A 21,200-nucleotide genomic window follows, 5' to 3' on the forward strand; every position below is an offset into this window, starting at 1 on the left:
GAAGATGGCAATTAATCCACAACAACTGATTGACTGGCGACGGGAGTTTCATCAATTCCCTGAAACCGGTTGGTGTGAATTTTTAACCACCACCAAACTGGCGGCTTACCTGAGCGAGATGGGCTTCGAAGTGCGGTTGGGCAAGCAGATTATCAATGAGGAATTCGTGCGCGGGCGGCAACCCGCGGTGGTTGATGTCGGTTTGCAACGGGCAATTGAAAAAGGCGCCGATCAAAACTGGTTGGATAAAATGGACGGTTACACCGGCTGCGTGGCGATTTTCGATTCCGGCAAAGCAGGCAACACCGTGGCGTTGCGCTTTGATATTGACTGCGTGAATGTACAGGAAACCGCACTTGAAAACCATTTGCCGAACCAACTGGGATTCCGTTCGCAAAACGACGGTTTTATGCACGCCTGCGGACATGACGGACATATGGCAATCGGCTTGGGCGTGGCGCAATGGATTGCGGACAATAAAACGCAATTAAACGGCAAAATCAAATTGGTGTTCCAACCGGCGGAAGAGGGCGTGCGCGGCGCCGCGGCGATTGCGGCGAGTGGTATTGTCGATGACGCCGATTATTTTGTTGCCTCGCACCTCAGCTTTTGTGCCGATTCCGGCACGATTATTGCCAACCCGAAAAAATTCCTTTGCACCACCAAAATTGATATCCGCTACCACGGCAAACCTGCGCATGCCGGTGCGGCACCGCACTTAGGGCGCAATGCTTTGTTGGCGGCGGCACATGCCGTGACGCAACTGCACGGCATTTCCCGCCATGGTGACGGCATGACGCGGATTAATGTCGGTGTGCTGAAAGCCGGAGAGGGGCGTAATGTCGTGCCGGCTACGGCGGAAGTGCAATTGGAAGTGCGCGGCGAAAATGCGGAAATCAACCAATATATGGTCGATCAAGTCATGCAAATTGCCAAAGGGATAGCGGTCAGTTTTGATGTGACCTATGAAACCGAAATCATGGGCGAAGCGGTCGATCTGGATAATGATGGCGAACTGGTTGATCTTATCAGCGAACTGGCGGAAAAAGAGATCGGTGTGACACAAGTCGCGCCGAGCTACAGTTTTAACGGCAGTGAAGACGCCACTATTTTAGGACGGCGCGTGCAACAACATGGCGGCAAAGCGATCTATTTTATCGTCGGCGCTGATCGCACCGCCGGACATCATCAAGCCGAATTTGATTTTGATGAGAAACAGTTACTGACCGGGGTGAATCTGTATACCGCACTTTTACAACGCTTAAACGGATAGCCTAACTCAGTGATAATGCAGTGTCTTTGTTAGGGATGGCAAAGGCACTGTTTTTTATCCATTCGCCAAATTGTGTTAGACTGGCACGGTTAAACTATGATCATCACTTTAAAGGAAAATCATGCTGAATCTTGAACCACAACCATTCGCCAGTTGGGCAGAACCGATTGAAATGCTATATGCCTGTCATGGCAAGGTGAAACGCTTTTGTCGGCAATTGCAGATGTTGCCGGACTATTTAGCGAAAAACGGCGTGAATCAGGCGGTAAAAAATGATGTGCAACAGATTTTGAATTATTTTGAAATTGCCGCGCCATTACATCATGACGATGAAGAAAAAGATTTTTTCCCGGCGTTATTAACGCATTATCCGCCAGCCAAAACCAATATTGATGAATTGGAACGCCAGCATATCCTGCTGCACGAAAATTGGGAAAAATTATCACAGCAACTGCAAGAATTGCTCGACAATCAGCGCAACGCAATCTCGCCGGAATTGATTAAGCAATTTATTGCCGACTATGAGGTGCATATTGCCCTCGAAGAACCCTTGTTCGAATTAGGCAAGCGGTATTTGTCTGAAGATGAACTGCGACGACTGGGCGAGATTATGTCCAACCGCCGCCGTCTTCAACCTTAATCCTTTATGCAATATCAATTGGACACCACAGAATACCGCTGCCCATTGCCACTGTTAATGGTCAAAAAAGCATTGTCTGATTTGCAGACAGGCGATGAATTGCGAATATTACTGAATACGGAAAGCACAATCGAAGATTTCAAATTATTGTGTGAAACGGTATCCTGCATATTGGTTAGTACAGAAAATTCATCAGCCCAATTCAGCTTAATCGTGCGGAAAATCGGCTAATTTCAATGGCAAGTGCGGTCGGCTAACGGGATGAGAGATAAAATACCGCACTTTATCAATTTAACGTGCGGTATTGTCATTATTTTTATGGATAAAGACTTAAGTAAAACTAAGTTAAATATTATTTTGAACGGTTATATGGAAAACGCAGAATAACCCGGTTATAAAAGCTGCCGTTAATATGGGTTTTATTCAAATGAAAACGGCGGTAAGCCGAAAATAATTCCATATCAGGTTGCTGTGGGTTTTGCCAAAAATTATCCAATATGCCCTGATCAGTCAATCCGGGAATATCATAGTGCGCTCTGCCAAGGGTGATAACCGGCATACCATGCAGTAAGGCGGAAATACCGCTGGTACTATTTAAAGTCACCATGCCTTTGCCATGACGTAAAAATACCGGCATTGGCACATCATGAATATAATAGAGTCGCTTTTTCAAAGCCGGATATTGTTTAAGATAATGTTTGATGACGTTACCGTAGTCGATAAACCCACGATCCATTGGGTGATGTTTTACGATTAGGGTTAAATCAGACGGCGCATATTTAACGAACGAATCTAATACTGTGGTTAAAAACGACTCGACACTGCTGTAATCACTGTGTACCCGCACTTGACTATCATCATATACTTGTAAGGGTAAAATATAAAAATTGCCAAACTTACCTTGTTCCACTTTTTTGGCAAAAGAGTGATCGCGCAGGGCATAATTAAACCGTTTAATACCGGAAATTACCCACAGCTTAATATAATAGCGGACATTCAAAATCCGATGATGTTGATAATAAGGGTATTGTCGGCGTTTGGTATAAGCATTCCAATAATAACAGATTGCCAATTTAGCAAGCGGCACAAAGCCCTGTGCGACTTTTTCCGGTGTGACGGGTTCAGGAGCCTGTGGGCAAATATTTCTAAAAAAGGCTTCATCACGGGGAATCGGCGAAAACGCATTTACCCCGTCTTTTTCCAGAGTAATATAATCGGGACGAAAATAACCTTCTTCAAATGCCCAATAGGAAATGGTCAACGCTTTGCAAACGGTTTTAGCGACTTTGTGGTAATGACGGTTATCGCCGAAGCAAACAACCGCACCAATTTTTTCGGCTTGGCATAAACGATGTAAATATTCTTCAAATTGATCTAGCGATTCCCGATAAGCAAAAGTATTGCTGTTGGCATTAGAATAAAAATGTTCGTCACCGGCATTAAAATTAATTTTATAAACTGTTTTTCCCTGTGATTGTAACCATAAGGAAATATCATGAAAGAAAGTCCCTATTGGACCTTGCAATAACAAGATACGATCAGTAGATACCACTAGGTCATCTAAATTATGACTAATCATATAACCCCAACAGAATAAAAATTTAAAATATCTTAGCAAATAAGAATAAAAAAAGAAATTTAACCGCTTATTTTAAAGACCAATACAGGTGTTTTAATTTCGTTAGCTGTTTTTTTAGCCAGTGACGCTGTAAACCACTATCTTTCAGTTTGGATTTTTGCTGTAACAAAAGCTCAATTGCCGTTTCGCTATCGATCATTTGCCGCGTATTCGGATTAATATATTGCGGATAATAAACTAAGGTAGCTGACAGCAATTCTGCGAGCGTGAGCTTGCGCCGGCGTCTTGGCAGTGTAACATGATCAACGGTCAATCCCCAATTAGAGTAGAACGGTAAACCGTAACAATGCACGGTTTTTCCCCTCAACAACGCTTCGAAGCCGGCTAAAGAGGTTAAGGTGTGAACCTCATCCACTTGCTGAATACAATTTAAAATATTTGCGTTTTCAATAATATCATCGGCATAGTTAAGGGCTTGTTCCGTTGGAATCGCGCCGATACGGTTACCGCTGAGCACATCGGGGTGCGGTTTATAAATAATATAAGCCTCGGGATTCTTTGCACGCACCTGTTTGAGTAGATCCAGATTACGTTTGATTTGCGGTGAACCGAAACGAATTGAGGCGTCGTCTTCCACTTGTCCCGGTACTAAAATTGTTTTTTTACCGTTGACCGCGAGAGTAAACTGACTATCACCGACATTGTATTTGCCGATATTGGCATTGATCAACCGCACTTTTAATTTATCGGCTAACAGTAGATCCTGATCGGAGAATATCTGGCTTTGTAAAATAGCTTCTAAGCGTGAGGGTGTTTGCGCATTAAAATAGATACCGAGATCATCAATCACTAACGAGAGCGGCGCAACCAGATTCGAGCCTAAACCGACGGAACGGATAAAACCGTCTTCCATGCGTAGCACAGGTAAATTGTTTTTTTCCGCATAACGAAGCACCTCGTCTTTGCCTTGGCTCCAAATCAACAGACGGGCATTTTTCGCCCGCGGTTTTTTGTGCAGTTTGGCAGTTGAAGAAACAAAATGTAAGCGGCAGTTAGGGAAGTTAAAAAACGGTTTGATCACCGCCCGTTTCCACAGCGACATGCCGACACAATACAAATTGCCGCTCAAACGTTGATCTAATAATTTGGCGCGGTGCAGATAATCAATCACCTCAAAAATCGAGCCGGGTTTGCCGTTATTCGGATTGATATAACGACTATATTGCAGATAGGCTGCGGTAAACAGTTGTAATAAAGTGCGGTTGGCACGGCGATTTTGTTGTTGCAAGCGCACAACATTAGCATGACGATCATCTGTCAATCCCCAACCGCTGAACCAAGGTACGCCAAAGGTCACCACCGGTTTATTGACCAGCAAAGCCTCAAAGCCCATCTGCGAAGTAACACAATAGACTTTATCCACTTGTTGCAACAACGACAACGGATTGACATCCTCTGCCAATAACCGCACTTGCGCAAACTCCGCGGAAAGTGCGGTCAGATAACCCTTTTTCTTACCGCTGATTACATCAGGATGGGTTTTAACCCAAATTTCTGACTCGGGATTTTCCGCAACCGCACTTTGCAACATGGTGTGAAAACTAGCTTCATCAGCCTGCCCATATTTCACCGCCATATCGCCAAAGGTCTGATCGATCACCAAAACGATATTTTGCTTCTTCTCGCTCGGAACAAAATCCGGTGCGTGATTATATTTAGACAGTTGATAGCGGCAAATTAGCTCAAGTGCGGTTTCAGCTTGTTGTAATACTTCATCGTCGGCTGAATTAGCTAAAATTAACCGCTCAAGGCGCGACGGCTTTTCAGTGGCATAATAAATCCCCAAATCATCATACACCATCGAAAACGGCGGATAGCCCTGAACACCCAGACCTAATGAACGCAAAAAGCCGTCTTCAAGGGCGATGTAAGGCAAGTTATTTTTTTCGGCGTAGGTGCGGGCTCTGCGTGAATATGGACGAAACCCCCAGCCCATGATCTGCGTTGCTTTATCTGAAAGGGAGAAATATTGCATAAAGATCTCTGCCTCAGGAAAAAAAGCAGCCAAGTGCGGTATTTTTGCCATGCGATATGAGAAAATTTGCGATTTTGGTTTCATAAACAATGATCAATTTTCGATGGAATGGGAATAGTATAATACAGTTGTGTAGGAAAGGCTCAGGGTTATAGCCATAAAAGTGTTATTATTAATAAAGTTTTTAGGGTTGTAACCATAAAAAATGCCGAGCATTTGCTCGGCGTACTCAATCAAAAAGTGATCAACGAATATCTAACTCAGGGAAAGATTTCACCGCTTCATCAACGGCTTTAACGCGCACTAAGAAATCTTCTAATAGATTTAACGGTAGCGCACTCGGTCCGTCACATTTGGCTTGATCCGGATTCGGGTGTGATTCCAAGAACAAACCGGCTAAACGGGTCGCTATACCTGCCAACGCTAAATCCAACACTTGATTACGACGACCACCGGAAGCGGCTGCACCGGCTTCACGTTGTTGCAGGGAATGGGTGACATCAAAAATCACCGGCATATTGCCGCTGACTTTTTTCATAATCCCAAAACCAAGCATATCGACGACCAAATTGTCATAACCAAAATTCACGCCACGTTCGCATAAAATCAGCTGATCGTTGCCTGCTTCTTTGAATTTTTCCACAATATTACCCATTTGGTGCGGGCTTAAAAATTGTGGTTTTTTGATATTAATCACCCGCCCGGTTTTTGCCATCGCATGCACCAAATCGGTTTGACGTGCTAAAAATGCCGGCAATTGAATAACATCCACCACTTCTGCGACGGGTTCTGCTTGCCAAGGCTCGTGCACATCCGTGATCACCGGCACACCGAATTCCTTTTTCACCTGAGCAAAAATTTTCATTCCCTCTTCCAATCCCACCCCACGATAAGAGTGAATCGAAGAGCGGTTGGCTTTGTCAAACGAGGCTTTGAACACAAACGGGATATTGAGTTTAGTGGTGACAGTAACGTATTGTTCACAGGCTCTCAGCGTAGAATCGAGATCTTCAAGGACATTGATACCACCGAAAAGGGTGAATGGGGCATTATTATTTATTTTTAATTGGTTTAGTTTTAGCATGATTTTTCCTAAAGACTGGTAATAAGTCTAGTCTGTTCAGCATTTGATAAAAATGATGATTAAAGTCGTCGAAACATATTGTTACTTGCAAAATACGCTAGAATTGAAAATGATGATAATCGTTAAGTTAGTTACTAAGATCTTTCTGTATATGTGTCAGTATATCAGATTCTTATTTGTTTTATACAAGGTTTATTATACAGGATATCTGCTCTTAAGGATCCTCTTGGTTGATGATGTTAGGGTGATTTTTGTAAGTTTTATCTTTGTTTATTAGGTTGATTGAGAATAAAATTTACTCAACAAATAGTAATTACATGTTTAATTAAAAACAACTACTTACTTTGTTATTCATGGTGTTTTTCTGGTAAGAGTAATGCTACAATCTAACAGATCGGCAAATAACATAAGATTATTGAGGAATAGTATGAAAGTATTGACCGTGTTTGGTACGAGACCAGAAGCAATCAAAATGGCACCCTTGGTCTTAGAGTTAAAAAAACATGAATCAATTGAATCAAAGGTTTGTGTAACTGCTCAACATCGGGAAATGCTAGACCAAGTTTTGAATTTGTTTAATATCAAACCTGATTATGATTTGGATATTATGAAGCATGGGCAAACATTACAAAGTATTACTGCAGATATTCTTCAAGATTTAACAGTAGTTTTAGAAGATTTTAAACCGGACTATATCCTTGTTCATGGTGATACAACAACTACCTTTGCTGCAAGTCTTGCGGCATTTTATCAAAAAATTGCAATCGGACATATAGAAGCTGGTTTACGTACTCGAAATTTATATTCGCCTTGGCCTGAAGAGGCTAATCGTTGTCTCACCTCTGTGCTAAGTCGGTTGCATTTTGCACCAACAGAGCAGTCTAAAGCCAATTTACTCGAAGAAGTTGTTAAAAAAGAAGATATTGTTGTTACTGGGAATACTGTTATTGATGCGTTATTGACTGTAACCCAAAAATTAGAGCAGCCGGAATTAAAAGCCGCAATGGAACAACAATTCCCATTTACTGCTAATCAAAATCCAATGGTATTGATTACCGCACATCGTCGAGAAAATCATGGTGATGGAATCAAAAATATCGGTCAAGCAGTAAAAATTCTGGCTGAAACTTATCCGCATATTCAATTTGCCCTGCCACTACACATGAACCCAAATGTGAGAAAACCTCTAACGGAAATATTATCTGAAAAAGAAAATGTACACTTAATTGAACCACAAGAGTATCTACCTTTTGTTTATTTAATGTCACGTGCAACACTTATTCTGACTGACTCAGGCGGGGTACAAGAGGAAGCTCCATCATTAGGCAAACCTGTATTGGTAATGCGCGACACGACAGAACGGCCTGAGGCTGTTGAGGCGGGAACTGTTAAGCTGGTCGGGGCAGATACCAATGAAATTGTCAATCAATGTCGGAAATTATTAGATGACGAGAAAGCCTATGCACAAATGGCACAAGCAAAAAATCCATATGGTGACGGTAAGGCATCGCAACGAATTGTAAAAACACTATTGGCAAGTATTTAATTTAACTAGAAACAACTCAAGGTATCAAAATGCAAAATAAAACTATTTCTGTCGTCGGCTTAGGTTATATCGGTTTACCGGCTGCGGCCATGTTTGCTTCCCGAGAGGTTAAAGTGATTGGTGTTGACGTCAACCAACATGCCGTAGACACCATCAATGAAGGCAAAATTCATATTGTCGAGCCCGGTTTGGAAGAAATTGTCCAAGAAGCAGTAGCAAAAGGTTTTTTGCGTGCGACCACAAAAGCAGAGCCGGCCGATACCTTTGTAATTGCCGTGCCGACACCTTTTAAAGGCAACCACGAGCCTGATGTCAGCTATATCGAAGCCGTTGCCAAAGCCATTGCGCCGGTGTTGGAAAAAGGTAATGTGATTATTCTTGAATCCACCTCACCGGTCGGCACAACTGAGCAAATGGTGGAATGGTTGTCTGCTGCCCGCCCGGATTTGGCATTTCCAAAAGAAGGGGCGTCAGGCGAAGTTGATGTTCATGTCGCCTACTGCCCTGAACGCGTATTACCGGGACAAGTCATCAAAGAATTGGTCGAAAACGATCGTATTATCGGCGGCATTACCGAAGCCTGCTCTGATAAAGCGATTGACGTTTACCGCGTGTTTGTCGAGGGCGATTTGCTCAAAACCAATGCGCGTACCGCAGAAATGGCAAAACTCACCGAAAATGCCTTCCGTGATGTCAATATCGCCTTTGCCAACGAGCTTTCCCTGATTTCAGACCGCCTGAATATCAACGTCTGGGAGCTTATTTCCCTTGCCAACCGTCATCCGCGAGTGAATATTTTGCAACCCGGTTGTGGCGTAGGAGGTCATTGTATTGCGGTTGACCCTTGGTTTATTGTGGATAAAACTCCAGATTTGGCCAATATTGTGCGTACCGCCCGTGAAGTGAATGATGGCAAACCGGAATGGGTCATCAAGAAAGTCAATGAAGCGGTTGAAGCCGTAGCGGCTCAAACAGGCAAAGCCAAGCAAGATGTGAAAATCGTTTGCTACGGCTTGGCATTCAAACCCGATATTGACGACTTGCGTGAAAGCCCCGCATTGATGATTACCGAAAAATTAATCCAGCAATACCCTGGCCAAGTAGCGGCAGTAGAGCCGAATGTGCATGAAGTGGTTGATCATCACGGTAAAAAAGACATTGCACTGATTGATTACGCCCAAAGTGCAGCGCTAGCTGATGTTGCCGTGTTGTTGGTTAACCATAAAGAGTTTATGGAAAATAAGCCGACATTTCAAGCAAGTGCGGTTGTGGTGGATACCAAGGGGGTTTGGTAAATATTTCTTGTTTGTCAGTTAAATTGAATAGTGAAACCGGAAAAAGTTTGAATTCGTATGAAGAAAAATTTTAAAGATTTAAAAAACAGATTGTTGCAAGAAGGGGTTGTTTTAAGTGATACCCAGTGGGAAAAAATAGCACATGAGTTCGAAGAACCTTCAATCAGCCAGCAAGAACAAAAAATTCAGCAGTTGCAGGATGAGCTGTATCATCTGCGCATAGAAAAAAGTAAATATCAATTACTGCTGACTCAGCGCTTTCAAGATAGAAATAATCAAACGATTGCTTATCAATTTGGTCGGTTGATATTGGATTTTTTTAAAAACCCAATTAGGAATTTCATTACGCCAAATGCACTTCTATCTATTTACGCTCAATTCTTGAAACGCAAAGAAAAGAAAAAAACGCTGACCTCTTTTGAAAAAAAATGTCTACAGTGGTTCTCGCCCAAACAGTCGGTTCGAGCAGATGATACTTTTGAACAATTGGTTAATCAAAAACCGACAGTTGCAGGGCTTTCAGTAGCTCCATCCGAAACCAAATTGCTAAAACAACGTAGTCCGTTAAAATTGAATTTTGCTCATAAAAAGGCAGAAGATTTAAAGGTTGCCGTTATTTTAGATGAATTCAGCTTTAATTCGTTCAAAGATGAATTTACACCGCTGATTATTACACCAAGCAATTGGAAAGCGGTTTTTGCCCAACAAAAACCTGATTTGTTTTTTTGCGAATCGGCTTGGAGCGGCACGGATAGTGTGAACCGTCCGTGGAAAGGCAAAATTTATGCCAGCGTTAATTTTCAAAAAGAAAACCGTACCGAATTATTGCAAATTTTAGAGTATTGTAATGAGCGCGGTATTCCCACTGTATTTTGGAATAAAGAAGATCCTACGCATTATCCGGATCGCGTGCACGACTTTGTAAAAACGGCACAATTGTTTGATTTCGTATTTACCACAGCAGAAGAGTGCGTGGAAAAATATAAGCAAGAGTATGGTCTGGAACACGTTTATGCCTTACCCTTTGCCACTAATCCAAAAGTATTCAATCCAATTGACGATGCAGAAGTTCCTCGTTCTGAAAATATCATATTTGCAGGCAGTTGGTATGCAAATCATATCGAGCGTTCAAAAACGATGTGTCAGCTTTTTGATAACTTGGTAAATAACCACTACCAGCTGGAGTTCTATAACCGCTATTATGGAGATTCCGACCCGAATCATTTGATTCCCGAGCAATACCAAAAGTATGAAAAACCCAATATCCCTAATAAAGATATTGGTAGAGTTTATAAATCCAGTATATTCGGTTTGAATCTGAATACCGTTGTTGATTCGGAAACCATGTTTGCCCGGCGGGTATTTGAACTGATGTCCAGCAACACGCTGGTATTATCCAATTATTCAAAAGGCATGGATAAGATGTTTGGCGATAACGTAGTTTTTTTGGATACTGAGCCGCACCGCCTGCAAGCATTGAATAAGGATACAATCGAGCGTATTCGAGAAGAGAATTTAAATAATGTATTGGCTAACCATACTTATCAAAACCGGTTTGAAACTATTTTAAAAGCGGTTGGGGTTGATTATGATGAAGTGCCGGAAAAAGTGACATTGGTTGTTAAAGTAGACGATACAGAGCAGTTGCAGCAAGAGATTAATATATTTTATCAAAAATTCAATAGTGCCCCATACCGATTATTGCTGGTATTGTCGACAACATTTTCTGATTTGGATGCGGCGGAAATCTATTCAGAATACAACCAAAATAAAATTAATGTATTGGCAGAGTCGTATATCCGCCGTTATGGTAATGAGCGATCCAAATATGTTGAAACGCCTTATTTCGTATTGGCGGATAGCTTGGAAAAATCAGCTCTCGATAAAATTGAAAAAGCACTATTGCATAGCAGCTATCTTTCAGACGGCTACATTGCTTTGACTGAACATGAAAAACAAAAATACATTTTTGAACCAAGAATGATGATGAACAATATTTTTGCACCGCAAAACAAGTTTGTTGAGGCTCTGGCTAGTTTCAAGCAGCTTGTTGAACAACCTATTTATTATATCAGCAGACAAGGAGATTGATATGGATATCAGCATTATCATCCCTTGCTATAACGCCGTTGGGAAAATCGAAGTCTGCATAGCGGCGCTAGAAAGTATTGATTATCTGGAATCCCGCTATGAAGTTATTTTTGTAGACGACTGTTCCAAAGATAACACCTTTCATTACTTGCAAAGCCAGGCAGCGCAGCATTCAAATTGGCGGGTCTTGCAGATGGCACAAAATAGCGGATCTCCTTCCGAGCCCCGTAATCTCGGCGTGTCACAGGCAAAAGGAGAATATATTTTCTTTTTGGACTGCGATGATGAAATTTTTTCGGATACATTAAAAATCCACTTTGGTGAAGCAAAAAAACAAAATGCCGATATTGTGCGAGGGTATCTAATCGTTGATGATGGCAATAAACGTTTTGCTACCAACCGGATTTTTGAAAATATGGCAAGGTTGGATAAATGTGGACAAATTGAGACGATCATCGGAAAACAGAGCACAACCGTTCCAAGCCTGATTAAGCGTAGCTTATTGGAAAATAATCAAATAACATGGCATTCTGATTTACGCATGGGGGAAGATACGGTTTATTTAACCGAAGTATTGTCTGTTGCACAAACGGTAGCCTATATCGACCATCCTACATTTATTTATAATAAAAGAATCAGTGCGCAAGCCTCATCCACGCAAAGTTACGGTTCACGAGAATTGAACAATCATTTAATGGTATGGCAAACCGCACAGGAAAAACTTGCCAAACAAGGTGTAGATTACTACAGTATTCGTTTGCAAGTCGGGCTTCAAACGGCAATCCAGTCTATGATTGCCTATAATCGCTTTGATATAGATGAAAGCGATTTTATCGCATTGGCAGATTTTGTTAATCAAAATAAAAAGCTGATTTCAACCTTTAATTATAACGAAAGAATTAAAGGCGTTTTGGCTGAAATTTATAACCGAAATTATGGCAAATTTTTAAACACCATTAAGCAAAGAATGGTGGTGGCAGGTTATGATTTGAAATTCATCCGACCCGTATTGCCGCACTTGCAACAGTTTTACCAAATCCGCATTGACGAATGGACAGGACACAATGCTCATGACGTGCAACATAGCGAAGAGTGCTTGAAATGGGCGGAAGTTGTCTTTTGCGAATGGATGCTGGGCAACGCCGTCTGGTATAGCCATCGGGTAAGGGATAATCAAAAACTCTTTATCCGCATGCATCGTTTTGAGTTGACTACAGCATGGTTCAAACAAATCGACTTTACCAAAGTCAATCGTGTTTTTGCCGTATCGCTCTATTTCTTTGAAAAGCTGGTTGAATACACTCGTATCCCACGCTCTCAAGCATGCTTGTTGCCCAATTATCTGGACAGCAGCAACTATGCACAATCGAATGATAAAGAAAAATTGTTCAATCTCGGCATTATCGGTATTCTGCCTTCACGAAAAGGCTACCTGAATGCGCTGAAAGTATTGAAAAAACTGGTCGCAAAAAACAAAAAATACCGACTGTTCGTCTATGGAAAAATGCCGGAAGACTTGCCTTGGGTAAAAAATAACCCGCAAGAGATGGCTTATTTTGATGAATGCAACCGTTTTATCGAACAAAACAATCTGCAACCGCACGTTGTGATTAAGGGGTGGGTGGATGTTAAAACTGAATTGAAAGATATCGGTTTTATCTTGTCAACCAGCGACAACGAAGAAATCCCAGAAAGTTTTCACATCGCACCGGCAGACGGTTTTTCTGCCGGTAACCAAGGTATTCTGTTGGATTGGAATGGAATGGAATACATCTACCCTGAAAAATATATTTTCAAGTCGGTAGAGCAACTGGCAACACATATTCACAAACAAAACACCTTGGATAAATTCAACCGATACAATCACCAAGGCTTGACGTTAATCAAGGAACGTTATTCAGTGGATAACTTCGTGAGCCAATTACGTAAGCAACTCCGCCTTTCTACTATTCGCTTCCCAAGTGCACCGGCGCCAAGAGCGGATGATATCGAACACACCGTTATTGCGGAAATTCAAAACCGTAAATTGACTTCAGACGGCATAGTGATTGATTTACCGAAAAGCGTACAAAGTAATTGCAAGCTAATTTTGGAATACAGCTTAAAATATTCTGATAATACTAAGGTTAATGCAGCGTTGGTGTCTCTAGGACCTAATAATGCAAGTGCGGTTACTGGATTCAAAATGTCTGATATGAAGTCGGTGGGACTATACAAGTATCTGACCACAACCGAAAGTGGTGCTACCTGTTTTATGGAAATTCCATTAACGAAAGATAATCAAATTGAGAGATTAAAATTGATGTTGTGGCAAAAAGATGCTGTGATTGAGCTCGTTGAGATGAAAGTATTTATTTTTTAAATTTTTTTGAGGGTATTGTTATGTATTTTATTGGGCAAACGAGATTTAGTCTGTATCTTCCTAAAAGTAATGCTTGGAATGTATCTAATTTTACAGAAGAAGAATATATCGCACATTTATTTTCAGATGAAAGAATGTCGGTGCGTGCCAAAATTTTTGCCGAACTTTCTGTGCCTCTTATGGCAAAAATGAAGCAGGATTTTGATTTTAAACATATCGTTTCTTATTCGTCTATTTTGCCTGAAAAATGGAAAAATATGTTGTTTGAATTGAGTCAGAAATACCCATTCTTGCATTTGTGCGAGGTTGATACACACCAAGGCAACCCTATTCGTGCGGTTTTGAATGGAAAACCAAATGGTTCTGTAGCTTTTTTTCGTTTGGATGACGACGACTTGTTGGCAGTAAATTATTTAGAACAGTTAGCCGCATATAATAAAATTGATTATAAAAATATGGCGGTATCTTTTGGCAAAGGATTTACTGGATATTATAAAGATGGGCATTTTATTGATTTTCGTGACTGCAAACAACGATTTATAGCAATAGGGCAAGCCTATATTGGTTTTTGGGGTGACGGTAGTCTCGAGCTACCAACCATGCATAGTCACCATAATTTGGATGAAAATTATCCTGTAATTGTTGATTCGCGTAAACCTTCCTATATACATACTCACCACGATCAACAAGATACTAATTATCGGTTTTCCAATGATAGTCATAACAAAAATAATACGATTGAGACTGATTTGATGCGGTTTACTAAAACAAAAATGCCAGAAGTTATTAGTGAGCTATTTCCAGTGCTAAGTGATGATGTTCAAGGTTTTATTGATAACCGTAAAATGATTTTTAAAACAGTAGATGTTGCTTTAAAAAATAAGACAACGACTTTGGAAATAAATTATAACCCAGTTGAAAAAGTTTTTGAGTGTGCATATGAAATTCAAACTGATAACTCAATTACTTCGTCTAAAGCTTTGGTTTTATCAATATTTTTTGATCAGGTTGCAGATGGTGTGCAAGGCTTGAATCAATCAACCAATCCTGAAATTGGTTGGTATAAATATTTATCCGCCTCAAATGGAATTGCTAAAGGTAGCTTTTCTTTTTCAGTAAGTAGTCCGTTGCGGTTGAAAAGTGCTAAGACGATATTATGGGACAATCGTATCACTACAGCAGAGATAAAAAAATTAGAAATATTTTCCTAACTGGATAAGTGATATGAACACTAACCAAGATATTGAAATCTTGCCACTCGCCGACAAAATTGCCGAACTGCTGAAAACTGCTCGTCAGCGAGCGGTGGCGCAAGTGAATCAGGCAATGGTGCTGACTTATTTTGAAATCGGCAGAATGATTGTGGAAGATGAGCAGGGAGGTCATGAAAGAGCGGCTTATGGCAAGGCTCAGTTGAAGCGGTTGTCACGTCGGCTGACGGCGGAATTCGGGAGGGGATTTTCAGTAGAAAATTTGGATCGAATGCGCTTTTTCTATAAAACCTACTCACAGCCAATTTCGTCAACAGTATTGACGAATTCGGAAGCGTCGTCTCAGAAATTAGAAAAAGGTCAGACACCGTCTGACGAATTCAAGTTGAGTTGGTCGCACTATATCAGGTTGATGCGGATTGCCGATCCGCTGGAACGACGGTTTTATGAAGTCGAAGCCGCAAAAAACAATTGGAGCTTGCGTGAACTGAACCGCCAATATGATTCGGCGTTGTTTACTCGATTGGCATTGAGTAAAGACAAGCAAGGCGTGCTGAGTTTAGCTTTGCAAGGGCAAGTCATTGAAACACCGCAAGATGTGATTAAAGACCCTTATGTGTTGGAATTCCTCGGCTTGCCTGAGCATTCGCAATATTCCGAGAGCAAACTGGAACAACGCTTGATTGATAAGCTGGAGCATTTTTTATTGGAGCTGGGAACGGGATTTGCTTTTGTTTCGCGCCAGCAACGAATCAGTCTGGATGACCAACATTTTTATGTGGATTTGGTGTTCTATAATCGGGTTCTGCGTTGTTTTGTGTTGATTGATTTGAAATTAGGCCGTCTGAAACATCAAGATTTAGGACAAATGCAGATGTATGTGAATTATTACGACCGTAAAATGCGCTTGCCCGATGAGAATCAAACCATTGGTATCGTGCTGTGCCAAGATAAAAGTGAAGCGGTTGTAGAGTTTACTTTGCCTGAAGGCAATAGTCAGATTTTTGCCAGCCGTTATTTGACTGTTTTGCCAAGCAAAGCACAGTTGCAGGCATTATTGGTAGAATGAGTTTTGATGAATATTTATTTAATATCCGATAATCTGACACACGCTGCTCTCAGCCAAGAAGATGGGCTGACGTTGTTATCGGCAAGATACAATGTGTTGCAGCGTTATATGCTGAATCAAGCCGATATGCTGTTGGTCGAATCAGCTTGGCAGGGCTATAAAAACCGCTGGAAATATAAAATTGCGGCTTATCCTGATGTGCCGAAACGCAATAATCATGCGTTAAAGCGCTTAGTTGAAAAAGCCAAAGATAAGGGTATTCCAACGGTTTTTTGGAATAAAGAAGACGGAGTTCATTTTGATCGTTTTATTAACAGTGCCAAGCTGTTTGATCATGTGTTTACGGTAGATGCGAATTGTATTCCCAAGTACAAAGCAGTAATGGGGCAGGATGCTTCGGTGCATACCTTGATGTTTGCCGTGCAGCCGAAATTTCATGCGTTTACCGGCTTTGATTTTAAGTATCATCGGGCGAATTTTGTCGGCAGTTACAGCCATCATGTCCATGCGGATCGGCGTCTGTTTCAAGATAATCTGTTTCAGACGGCCTCGGAAAGCGGTTTGGGCTTGACGGTTTTTGACCGGAATTCCAATCGGAAATCGGATAACTACCGCTACCCGCTGTTGGCTGATATGCAGGTTTGCCCGGCTGTGGCTTACCCGCAAACGGCGCAGATTTATAAGGATTATTTGGTTTCGTTGAACGTGAATACCATCACCGATTCACCAACCATGTTTTCCCGCCGTTTGGTCGAGATTTTGGCTTGCGGCGGGATTGCGGTCACCAATGCTTCCGAATCGGTCAATAATCTGTTTGCGGATTATTGCCATATAGTGGAGAGTCGTGAGGAAATGCTGGATTTGTTTGCCCGTTTGAAACACGGCCCGAGTGCGAATGACTTGGCGCGTGCAAGGGCAGGTGCGGAATATGTGGCGCAATATCATACTTGGGAACATCGGCTAGAACAAATTACTAATGTTATTGGATTATAATTAAAAATATATGTAATATTTTTAATATAGATATTTTATACTTGCTAACTATTTCTAACTATAAATTCCCTTGCAAAAGGGATAGAATCTTGAACTTGATTTAGTTGTGCGGATAAGTCAAAAAACTATGATTTATTGTACTGAATAAGAAATTATGATGAAAAAACTAACACTTTCCCTATGCTGCCTAACTTTGACAGCTTGTAATACCATGCCGACCTCTGGCCCCAGCCAAAGCCGCGTGATGGATTTGCAAAATCAAAGTAATGAAAACATCCCGACAGTTGAAGTGGTTGAGGTTGAAGATGCGGTGGCGACCGCACTTTTTAATCAGCAACAAGCACAATCGTTTAGCCATTTTGCCAATGCAAACAGCTATAACGGAGCGGTGAATATTGGTGACACCCTCGATGTGATGATCTGGGAAGCGCCGCCTGCGGTGTTGTTTGGTGGTGTGTTAAACCAAAGTGGCACAGGTGGAGCACAATTGACTAGCTTACCTGAACAGATGGTGAGTGAAAGTGGCAAAATCACTATTCCCTTTTTAGGTGCGATTTCTGTACGCGGTAAAACGCCGGAGCAGATCCAAAAAGAGATTGTGCGTCGCCTAGCGCCTATGGCAAATCAGCCACAAGCTATGGTGCGTTTGGTGAAAAATAATTCAGCCAATGTCACTGTGTTACGACAAGGCAATAGTGTCCGTATGCCGCTCACCGCACATGGCGAGCGAGTGCTAGATGCGGTGGCTGCTGTCGGTGGGGCAACGGAAAATGCTTATGATATTTCTGTACAGCTGACAAGAGGTCATGAGGTTAAAACAATCTCGCTAGAAAAACTGGCTTCTAATCCAAAGGAAAATATTAAGTTGCGTTCCGGTGATGTGATCTCATTACTGAACAATCCATTGAGCTTTACCGCACTTGGTGCGGTGGGTAGCAATCGCGAAGTGCGGTTTTCAGCTAAAGGCTTGACGTTGGCGGAAGCTATCGGTCGCATGGGCGGTTTGATTGATACCCGTTCTGATCCGCGCGGCGTGTTTGTATTCCGTTATTTACCGTTTGAAAAGCTGAGCGCACAAGATAAAGCCACTTGGCAGGGGCGTGGTTATGACGTGGGTATGGATGTGCCGACGGTCTATCGGATCAATTTATTAGAACCGAAATCGTTGTTCTGGTTGCAACGTTTCCCGATTCAAAATAAAGATATTGTCTATGTATCGAATGCTCCGTTAGCGGAATTCCAAAAATTCTTGAGAATTATTTTCTCAATTACTTCACCGATAACTAGCACGGCAAACAGCGTGAATAATTTATCGAATTAATGGAGAAAAAAGAAATGACAGAGACAACATTAGTGGCGGAAAAACCGATATCAGTATCTAAGGCAGAAAAAGATATAAAAAAAATATGGAAAAAGTTTAATCCCTTGTTTTGGGTGACGGTGTTGATTCCGACTTTTTGTTCGGTGTTCTATTTCACTTTTTGGGCGTCTGATGTGTACATCTCTGAGTCCAGTTTTGTGGTGCGTTCTTCTCGCAGCCAAGCCTCATTAAGCGGTTTTGGTGCGTTGTTGCAGAGTGTAGGCTTTGCCCGTTCGCAGGACGATACTTACACGGTGCAGGAGTTTATGCGCTCGCGTAATGTACTTGAACAATTGGAATCGGTATTGCCTATGCGCCAGTTTTATGAAGATAAAGGCGATTTTTTCAGCCGTTTTAATCCGCTTGGGATTAATGATGGGCAGGAAGCGTTTTATCGTTATTTCCAAAAACGTTCTTCAGTCAGCTTAGATTCCGTCTCGGGTATTGCGACCTTAAGTATTCGTGCTTTTAATGCGGAAGATGGACAAAAAGTTAACACTGAATTATTGCGTTTGGGGGAAGCATTAATTAACCGTTTGAATGAGCGTGCGCGCAGGGATACGATCATCTTTGCCGAACAATCGGTAAAAGAAGCCGAACAGCGGGTGACTGACTCTGCACTCGCATTGAGTGAATATCGGATTAAAAACGGGATCTTTGATCTTCAGGCTCAATCCGAGGTGCAGTTGACCTTGATTTCCAAATTACAAGATGAATTAATCTCTATCCAAACTCAGTTGGATCAAGTGCGTGCGATTTCACCACAAAATCCGCAAGTGAAAACCTTGCAGGCGAGAGAAAAAAGTATCCAAAATGAGATTCAACAGCAAATTGAAACCATTTTTGGTGGCGGTGATTCGATGGCTAATCAAACGGCAGAATACCAACGCTTGGTTCTAGATAACACCTTAGCGCAGCAACAATTAACTACAGCAATTACATCATTGCAAAATGCTAAAAAAGAAGCGGATCGCCAACAATTATATTTGGAAGTGATTAATCAACCAAGCAAACCCGATTTAGCCCTAGAGCCTTATCGGATTTATAATATTTTTGCCACTTTGATTATCGGCTTAATGTTATATGGAATATTAAGCCTATTGTTAGCTAGCGTGAGAGAGCATAAAAACTAATGCAATACGGTGATAAAACCACATTACAGCAATCTTTTGCCATTCAAAAGCGCGTGGTTGGCGCATTATTGTTGCGCGAAATCATTACCCGCTATGGGCGGCAGAATATTGGTTTTTTATGGTTGTTTGTTGAACCTATGTTAATGACAGTATCAATAGTATTGCTGTGGCGGTTTGTTAGAGGAGATGCATTTTCTGCATTAAATATTATTGCATTCGCAGTAACAGGTTATCCGTTAATGATGATGTGGCGTAATGCCTCAAATCGAGCGATAGGTTCAGTTTCGGCTAATATTAGTTTACTTTATCACCGTAACGTTAGAGTGTTAGATACGCTATTTGCGAGGATGTTATTAGAAATAACTGGTGCAACAGTTGCTCAAATTGTAATTATGGCGATACTGATTGCAATTGGTTGGATTGAATTGCCACAAGATATTTTTTATATGTTATTAGCATGGATATTAATGGCAATGTTTGCTATTGGACTAGGGCTGATTATCTGCTCTATTGCTCACCATATTGAACCCTTTGGGAAAATTTGGGGTACATTGAGTTTTGTAATGTTTCCACTATCAGGAGCAATGTTTTTTATACATAGCCTACCAGTACAATTTCATAAATATATTCTTTGGGTTCCGATGATTCATGGTACAGAAATGTTTCGTCATGGTTATTTTGGTTCTATGGCTATAACTTACGAAAATCCTTGGTTTTTATTGGTTTGTGATCTTACATTATTACTAATAGGGCTAATGATGGTGAAAAATTTTAGTAAAGGAATTGAACCTTCATGATCAAAGTGGAAGATGTCAGTAAACGTTATTTAACTCATAATGGTTGGCGTACAGTATTACATAATGTTAATTTTGAGTTGGAAAAAGGCGAGAAAATTGGGATTTTAGGACGTAATGGCGCAGGTAAATCCACCTTAATTCGCCTAATCAGTGGGATTGAACCGCCAACAAGCGGCACGATTGAGCGTACCATGAGTATCTCTTGGCCTTTAGCCTTTAGCGGTGCATTTCAAGGCAGTTTAACCGGTATGGATAATTTGCGCTTTATTTGCAGAATTTACGATGTGGATATTGATTATGTCAAATGCTTCACTGAAGAATTTTCCGAATTAGGTGATTATCTTTATGAACCGGTAAACAAATATTCTTCTGGTATGAAAGCCCGTTTAGCGTTTGCATTGTCGTTATCGGTGGAATTTGATTGCTATCTGATCGATGAAGTGATTGCAGTGGGGGATTCCCGTTTTTCGGCTAAATGTAAATATGAACTGTTTGAAAAGCGCAAAGATCGCTCGATTATTCTGGTTTCGCACAGCCCGTCAGCGGTACGCGAGTATTGTGATAATGCCGCAGTGTTAGAAGCCGGTTATATGCATAATTTCCAGTCAATTGATGAAGCCTATAAATATTACAATGAAAGCCAAAAAGCCTAGCCGAAGCTGACAACAAAAATGCCCCCAATTTCCATGTGCGGTTTTAATGGTTGGTAAAGCAGAGTTGAGGGGCTTTTGC

Annotated in this window: 17 protein-coding genes; 14 read left to right on the top strand and 3 right to left on the bottom strand. The window is 41.4% G+C overall.

What is annotated here, in order from left to right; translation table 11 throughout:
* Positions 1–4: 4 nt before the first annotated feature.
* The 3 genes from ACQ31U_RS09930 to ACQ31U_RS09940 all read left to right on the top strand — a co-directional run bounded on the left by ACQ31U_RS09930 (position 5) and on the right by ACQ31U_RS09940 (position 2,144).
* A complete protein-coding gene (locus ACQ31U_RS09930) occupies positions 5–1,273 on the top strand; it encodes a M20 family metallo-hydrolase (RefSeq protein WP_431051633.1) in 1,269 nt (422 codons plus the stop codon).
* A 121-nt stretch (positions 1,274–1,394) separates the two neighbouring features.
* Positions 1,395–1,913, top strand: a complete 519-nt coding sequence (locus ACQ31U_RS09935) for a hemerythrin domain-containing protein (protein WP_431051635.1) — start codon at positions 1,395–1,397, stop codon at positions 1,911–1,913.
* A gap of 6 nt (positions 1,914–1,919) precedes the next feature.
* Positions 1,920–2,144: a sulfurtransferase TusA family protein gene (locus ACQ31U_RS09940; RefSeq protein WP_431051637.1), complete on the top strand. Its 225-nt coding sequence runs from the start codon at positions 1,920–1,922 to the stop codon at positions 2,142–2,144.
* Between the two features lie 121 nt (positions 2,145–2,265).
* Here ACQ31U_RS09940 and ACQ31U_RS09945 read toward each other — a convergent pair whose 3' ends face one another.
* The 3 genes from ACQ31U_RS09945 to kdsA all read right to left on the bottom strand — a co-directional run bounded on the left by ACQ31U_RS09945 (position 2,266) and on the right by kdsA (position 6,611).
* Positions 2,266–3,492 carry a capsule biosynthesis protein gene (locus ACQ31U_RS09945; protein WP_431051639.1) on the bottom strand — a complete coding sequence of 409 codons (1,227 nt, stop codon included), beginning with the start codon at positions 3,490–3,492 and terminating at the stop codon, positions 2,266–2,268.
* Between the two features lie 67 nt (positions 3,493–3,559).
* Entirely contained in the window at positions 3,560–5,611 is a 2,052-nt protein-coding gene (locus ACQ31U_RS09950) for a capsular polysaccharide biosynthesis protein (RefSeq protein ID WP_431051641.1), read from the bottom strand.
* A gap of 160 nt (positions 5,612–5,771) precedes the next feature.
* Positions 5,772–6,611: a 3-deoxy-8-phosphooctulonate synthase gene (kdsA, locus tag ACQ31U_RS09955; RefSeq protein WP_431051643.1), complete on the bottom strand. Its 840-nt coding sequence runs from the start codon at positions 6,609–6,611 to the stop codon at positions 5,772–5,774.
* 427 nt (positions 6,612–7,038) lie between these two features.
* On the opposite strand from kdsA, the gene wecB reads away from it, so the two are divergent.
* The 11 genes from wecB to ACQ31U_RS10010 all read left to right on the top strand — a co-directional run bounded on the left by wecB (position 7,039) and on the right by ACQ31U_RS10010 (position 21,121).
* Positions 7,039–8,157, top strand: coding sequence for a non-hydrolyzing UDP-N-acetylglucosamine 2-epimerase (gene wecB, locus ACQ31U_RS09960; protein WP_431051645.1), 1,119 nt, complete (start codon positions 7,039–7,041; stop codon positions 8,155–8,157).
* A 29-nt stretch (positions 8,158–8,186) separates the two neighbouring features.
* On the top strand, positions 8,187–9,452 hold the full coding sequence (gene wecC / locus ACQ31U_RS09965; protein WP_431051647.1) for a UDP-N-acetyl-D-mannosamine dehydrogenase: 1,266 nt from the start codon (positions 8,187–8,189) through the stop codon (positions 9,450–9,452).
* A 57-nt stretch (positions 9,453–9,509) separates the two neighbouring features.
* Positions 9,510–11,543 carry a CgeB family protein gene (locus ACQ31U_RS09970; protein WP_431051649.1) on the top strand — a complete coding sequence of 678 codons (2,034 nt, stop codon included), beginning with the start codon at positions 9,510–9,512 and terminating at the stop codon, positions 11,541–11,543.
* 1 nt (position 11,544) lies between these two features.
* Positions 11,545–13,905, top strand: a complete 2,361-nt coding sequence (locus tag ACQ31U_RS09975; RefSeq protein WP_431051651.1) for a glycosyltransferase — start codon at positions 11,545–11,547, stop codon at positions 13,903–13,905.
* Between the two features lie 20 nt (positions 13,906–13,925).
* Positions 13,926–15,116: a glycosyltransferase gene (locus tag ACQ31U_RS09980; protein WP_431051653.1), complete on the top strand. Its 1,191-nt coding sequence runs from the start codon at positions 13,926–13,928 to the stop codon at positions 15,114–15,116.
* Between the two features lie 13 nt (positions 15,117–15,129).
* On the top strand, positions 15,130–16,185 hold the full coding sequence (locus tag ACQ31U_RS09985; RefSeq protein ID WP_431051655.1) for a PDDEXK nuclease domain-containing protein: 1,056 nt from the start codon (positions 15,130–15,132) through the stop codon (positions 16,183–16,185).
* A gap of 6 nt (positions 16,186–16,191) precedes the next feature.
* On the top strand, positions 16,192–17,178 hold the full coding sequence (locus ACQ31U_RS09990) for a CgeB family protein (RefSeq protein WP_431051657.1): 987 nt from the start codon (positions 16,192–16,194) through the stop codon (positions 17,176–17,178).
* Positions 17,179–17,332: 154 nt separating this feature from the next.
* Positions 17,333–18,499, top strand: a complete 1,167-nt coding sequence (locus ACQ31U_RS09995) for a polysaccharide biosynthesis/export family protein (protein WP_431051658.1) — start codon at positions 17,333–17,335, stop codon at positions 18,497–18,499.
* A gap of 14 nt (positions 18,500–18,513) precedes the next feature.
* Positions 18,514–19,671: a capsule biosynthesis protein gene (locus tag ACQ31U_RS10000; protein ID WP_431051659.1), complete on the top strand. Its 1,158-nt coding sequence runs from the start codon at positions 18,514–18,516 to the stop codon at positions 19,669–19,671.
* Positions 19,671–20,468, top strand: a complete 798-nt coding sequence (locus ACQ31U_RS10005; protein WP_431051661.1) for an ABC transporter permease — start codon at positions 19,671–19,673, stop codon at positions 20,466–20,468. The genes ACQ31U_RS10000 and ACQ31U_RS10005 overlap by 1 nt, the downstream gene beginning before the upstream one ends.
* Complete coding sequence (locus ACQ31U_RS10010; RefSeq protein ID WP_431051663.1) at positions 20,465–21,121, top strand: ABC transporter ATP-binding protein; 657 nt, start codon at positions 20,465–20,467, stop codon at positions 21,119–21,121. The genes ACQ31U_RS10005 and ACQ31U_RS10010 overlap by 4 nt, the downstream gene beginning before the upstream one ends.
* Positions 21,122–21,200 lie beyond the last annotated feature (79 nt).

The organism is Testudinibacter sp. TW-1, from assembly GCF_050613185.1.
In the GTDB taxonomy this organism is placed as follows: domain Bacteria; phylum Pseudomonadota; class Gammaproteobacteria; order Enterobacterales; family Pasteurellaceae; genus Chelonobacter.

Bases quoted from the DNA above. Each gene is read 5' to 3' on its own strand.
- ACQ31U_RS09930 (WP_431051633.1), top strand. From the start codon at position 5: ATGGCAATTAATCCACAACAACTGATTGACTGGCGACGGGAGTTTCAT.
- ACQ31U_RS09935 (WP_431051635.1), top strand. From the start codon at position 1,395: ATGCTGAATCTTGAACCACAACCATTCGCCAGTTGGGCAGAACCGATT.
- ACQ31U_RS09940 (WP_431051637.1), top strand. From the start codon at position 1,920: ATGCAATATCAATTGGACACCACAGAATACCGCTGCCCATTGCCACTG.
- ACQ31U_RS09945 (WP_431051639.1), bottom strand. From the start codon at position 3,492: ATGATTAGTCATAATTTAGATGACCTAGTGGTATCTACTGATCGTATC.
- ACQ31U_RS09950 (WP_431051641.1), bottom strand. From the start codon at position 5,611: ATGAAACCAAAATCGCAAATTTTCTCATATCGCATGGCAAAAATACCG.
- kdsA (WP_431051643.1), bottom strand. From the start codon at position 6,611: ATGCTAAAACTAAACCAATTAAAAATAAATAATAATGCCCCATTCACC.
- wecB (WP_431051645.1), top strand. From the start codon at position 7,039: ATGAAAGTATTGACCGTGTTTGGTACGAGACCAGAAGCAATCAAAATG.
- wecC (WP_431051647.1), top strand. From the start codon at position 8,187: ATGCAAAATAAAACTATTTCTGTCGTCGGCTTAGGTTATATCGGTTTA.
- ACQ31U_RS09970 (WP_431051649.1), top strand. From the start codon at position 9,510: ATGAAGAAAAATTTTAAAGATTTAAAAAACAGATTGTTGCAAGAAGGG.
- ACQ31U_RS09975 (WP_431051651.1), top strand. From the start codon at position 11,545: ATGGATATCAGCATTATCATCCCTTGCTATAACGCCGTTGGGAAAATC.
- ACQ31U_RS09980 (WP_431051653.1), top strand. From the start codon at position 13,926: ATGTATTTTATTGGGCAAACGAGATTTAGTCTGTATCTTCCTAAAAGT.
- ACQ31U_RS09985 (WP_431051655.1), top strand. From the start codon at position 15,130: ATGAACACTAACCAAGATATTGAAATCTTGCCACTCGCCGACAAAATT.
- ACQ31U_RS09990 (WP_431051657.1), top strand. From the start codon at position 16,192: ATGAATATTTATTTAATATCCGATAATCTGACACACGCTGCTCTCAGC.
- ACQ31U_RS09995 (WP_431051658.1), top strand. From the start codon at position 17,333: ATGATGAAAAAACTAACACTTTCCCTATGCTGCCTAACTTTGACAGCT.
- ACQ31U_RS10000 (WP_431051659.1), top strand. From the start codon at position 18,514: ATGACAGAGACAACATTAGTGGCGGAAAAACCGATATCAGTATCTAAG.
- ACQ31U_RS10005 (WP_431051661.1), top strand. From the start codon at position 19,671: ATGCAATACGGTGATAAAACCACATTACAGCAATCTTTTGCCATTCAA.
- ACQ31U_RS10010 (WP_431051663.1), top strand. From the start codon at position 20,465: ATGATCAAAGTGGAAGATGTCAGTAAACGTTATTTAACTCATAATGGT.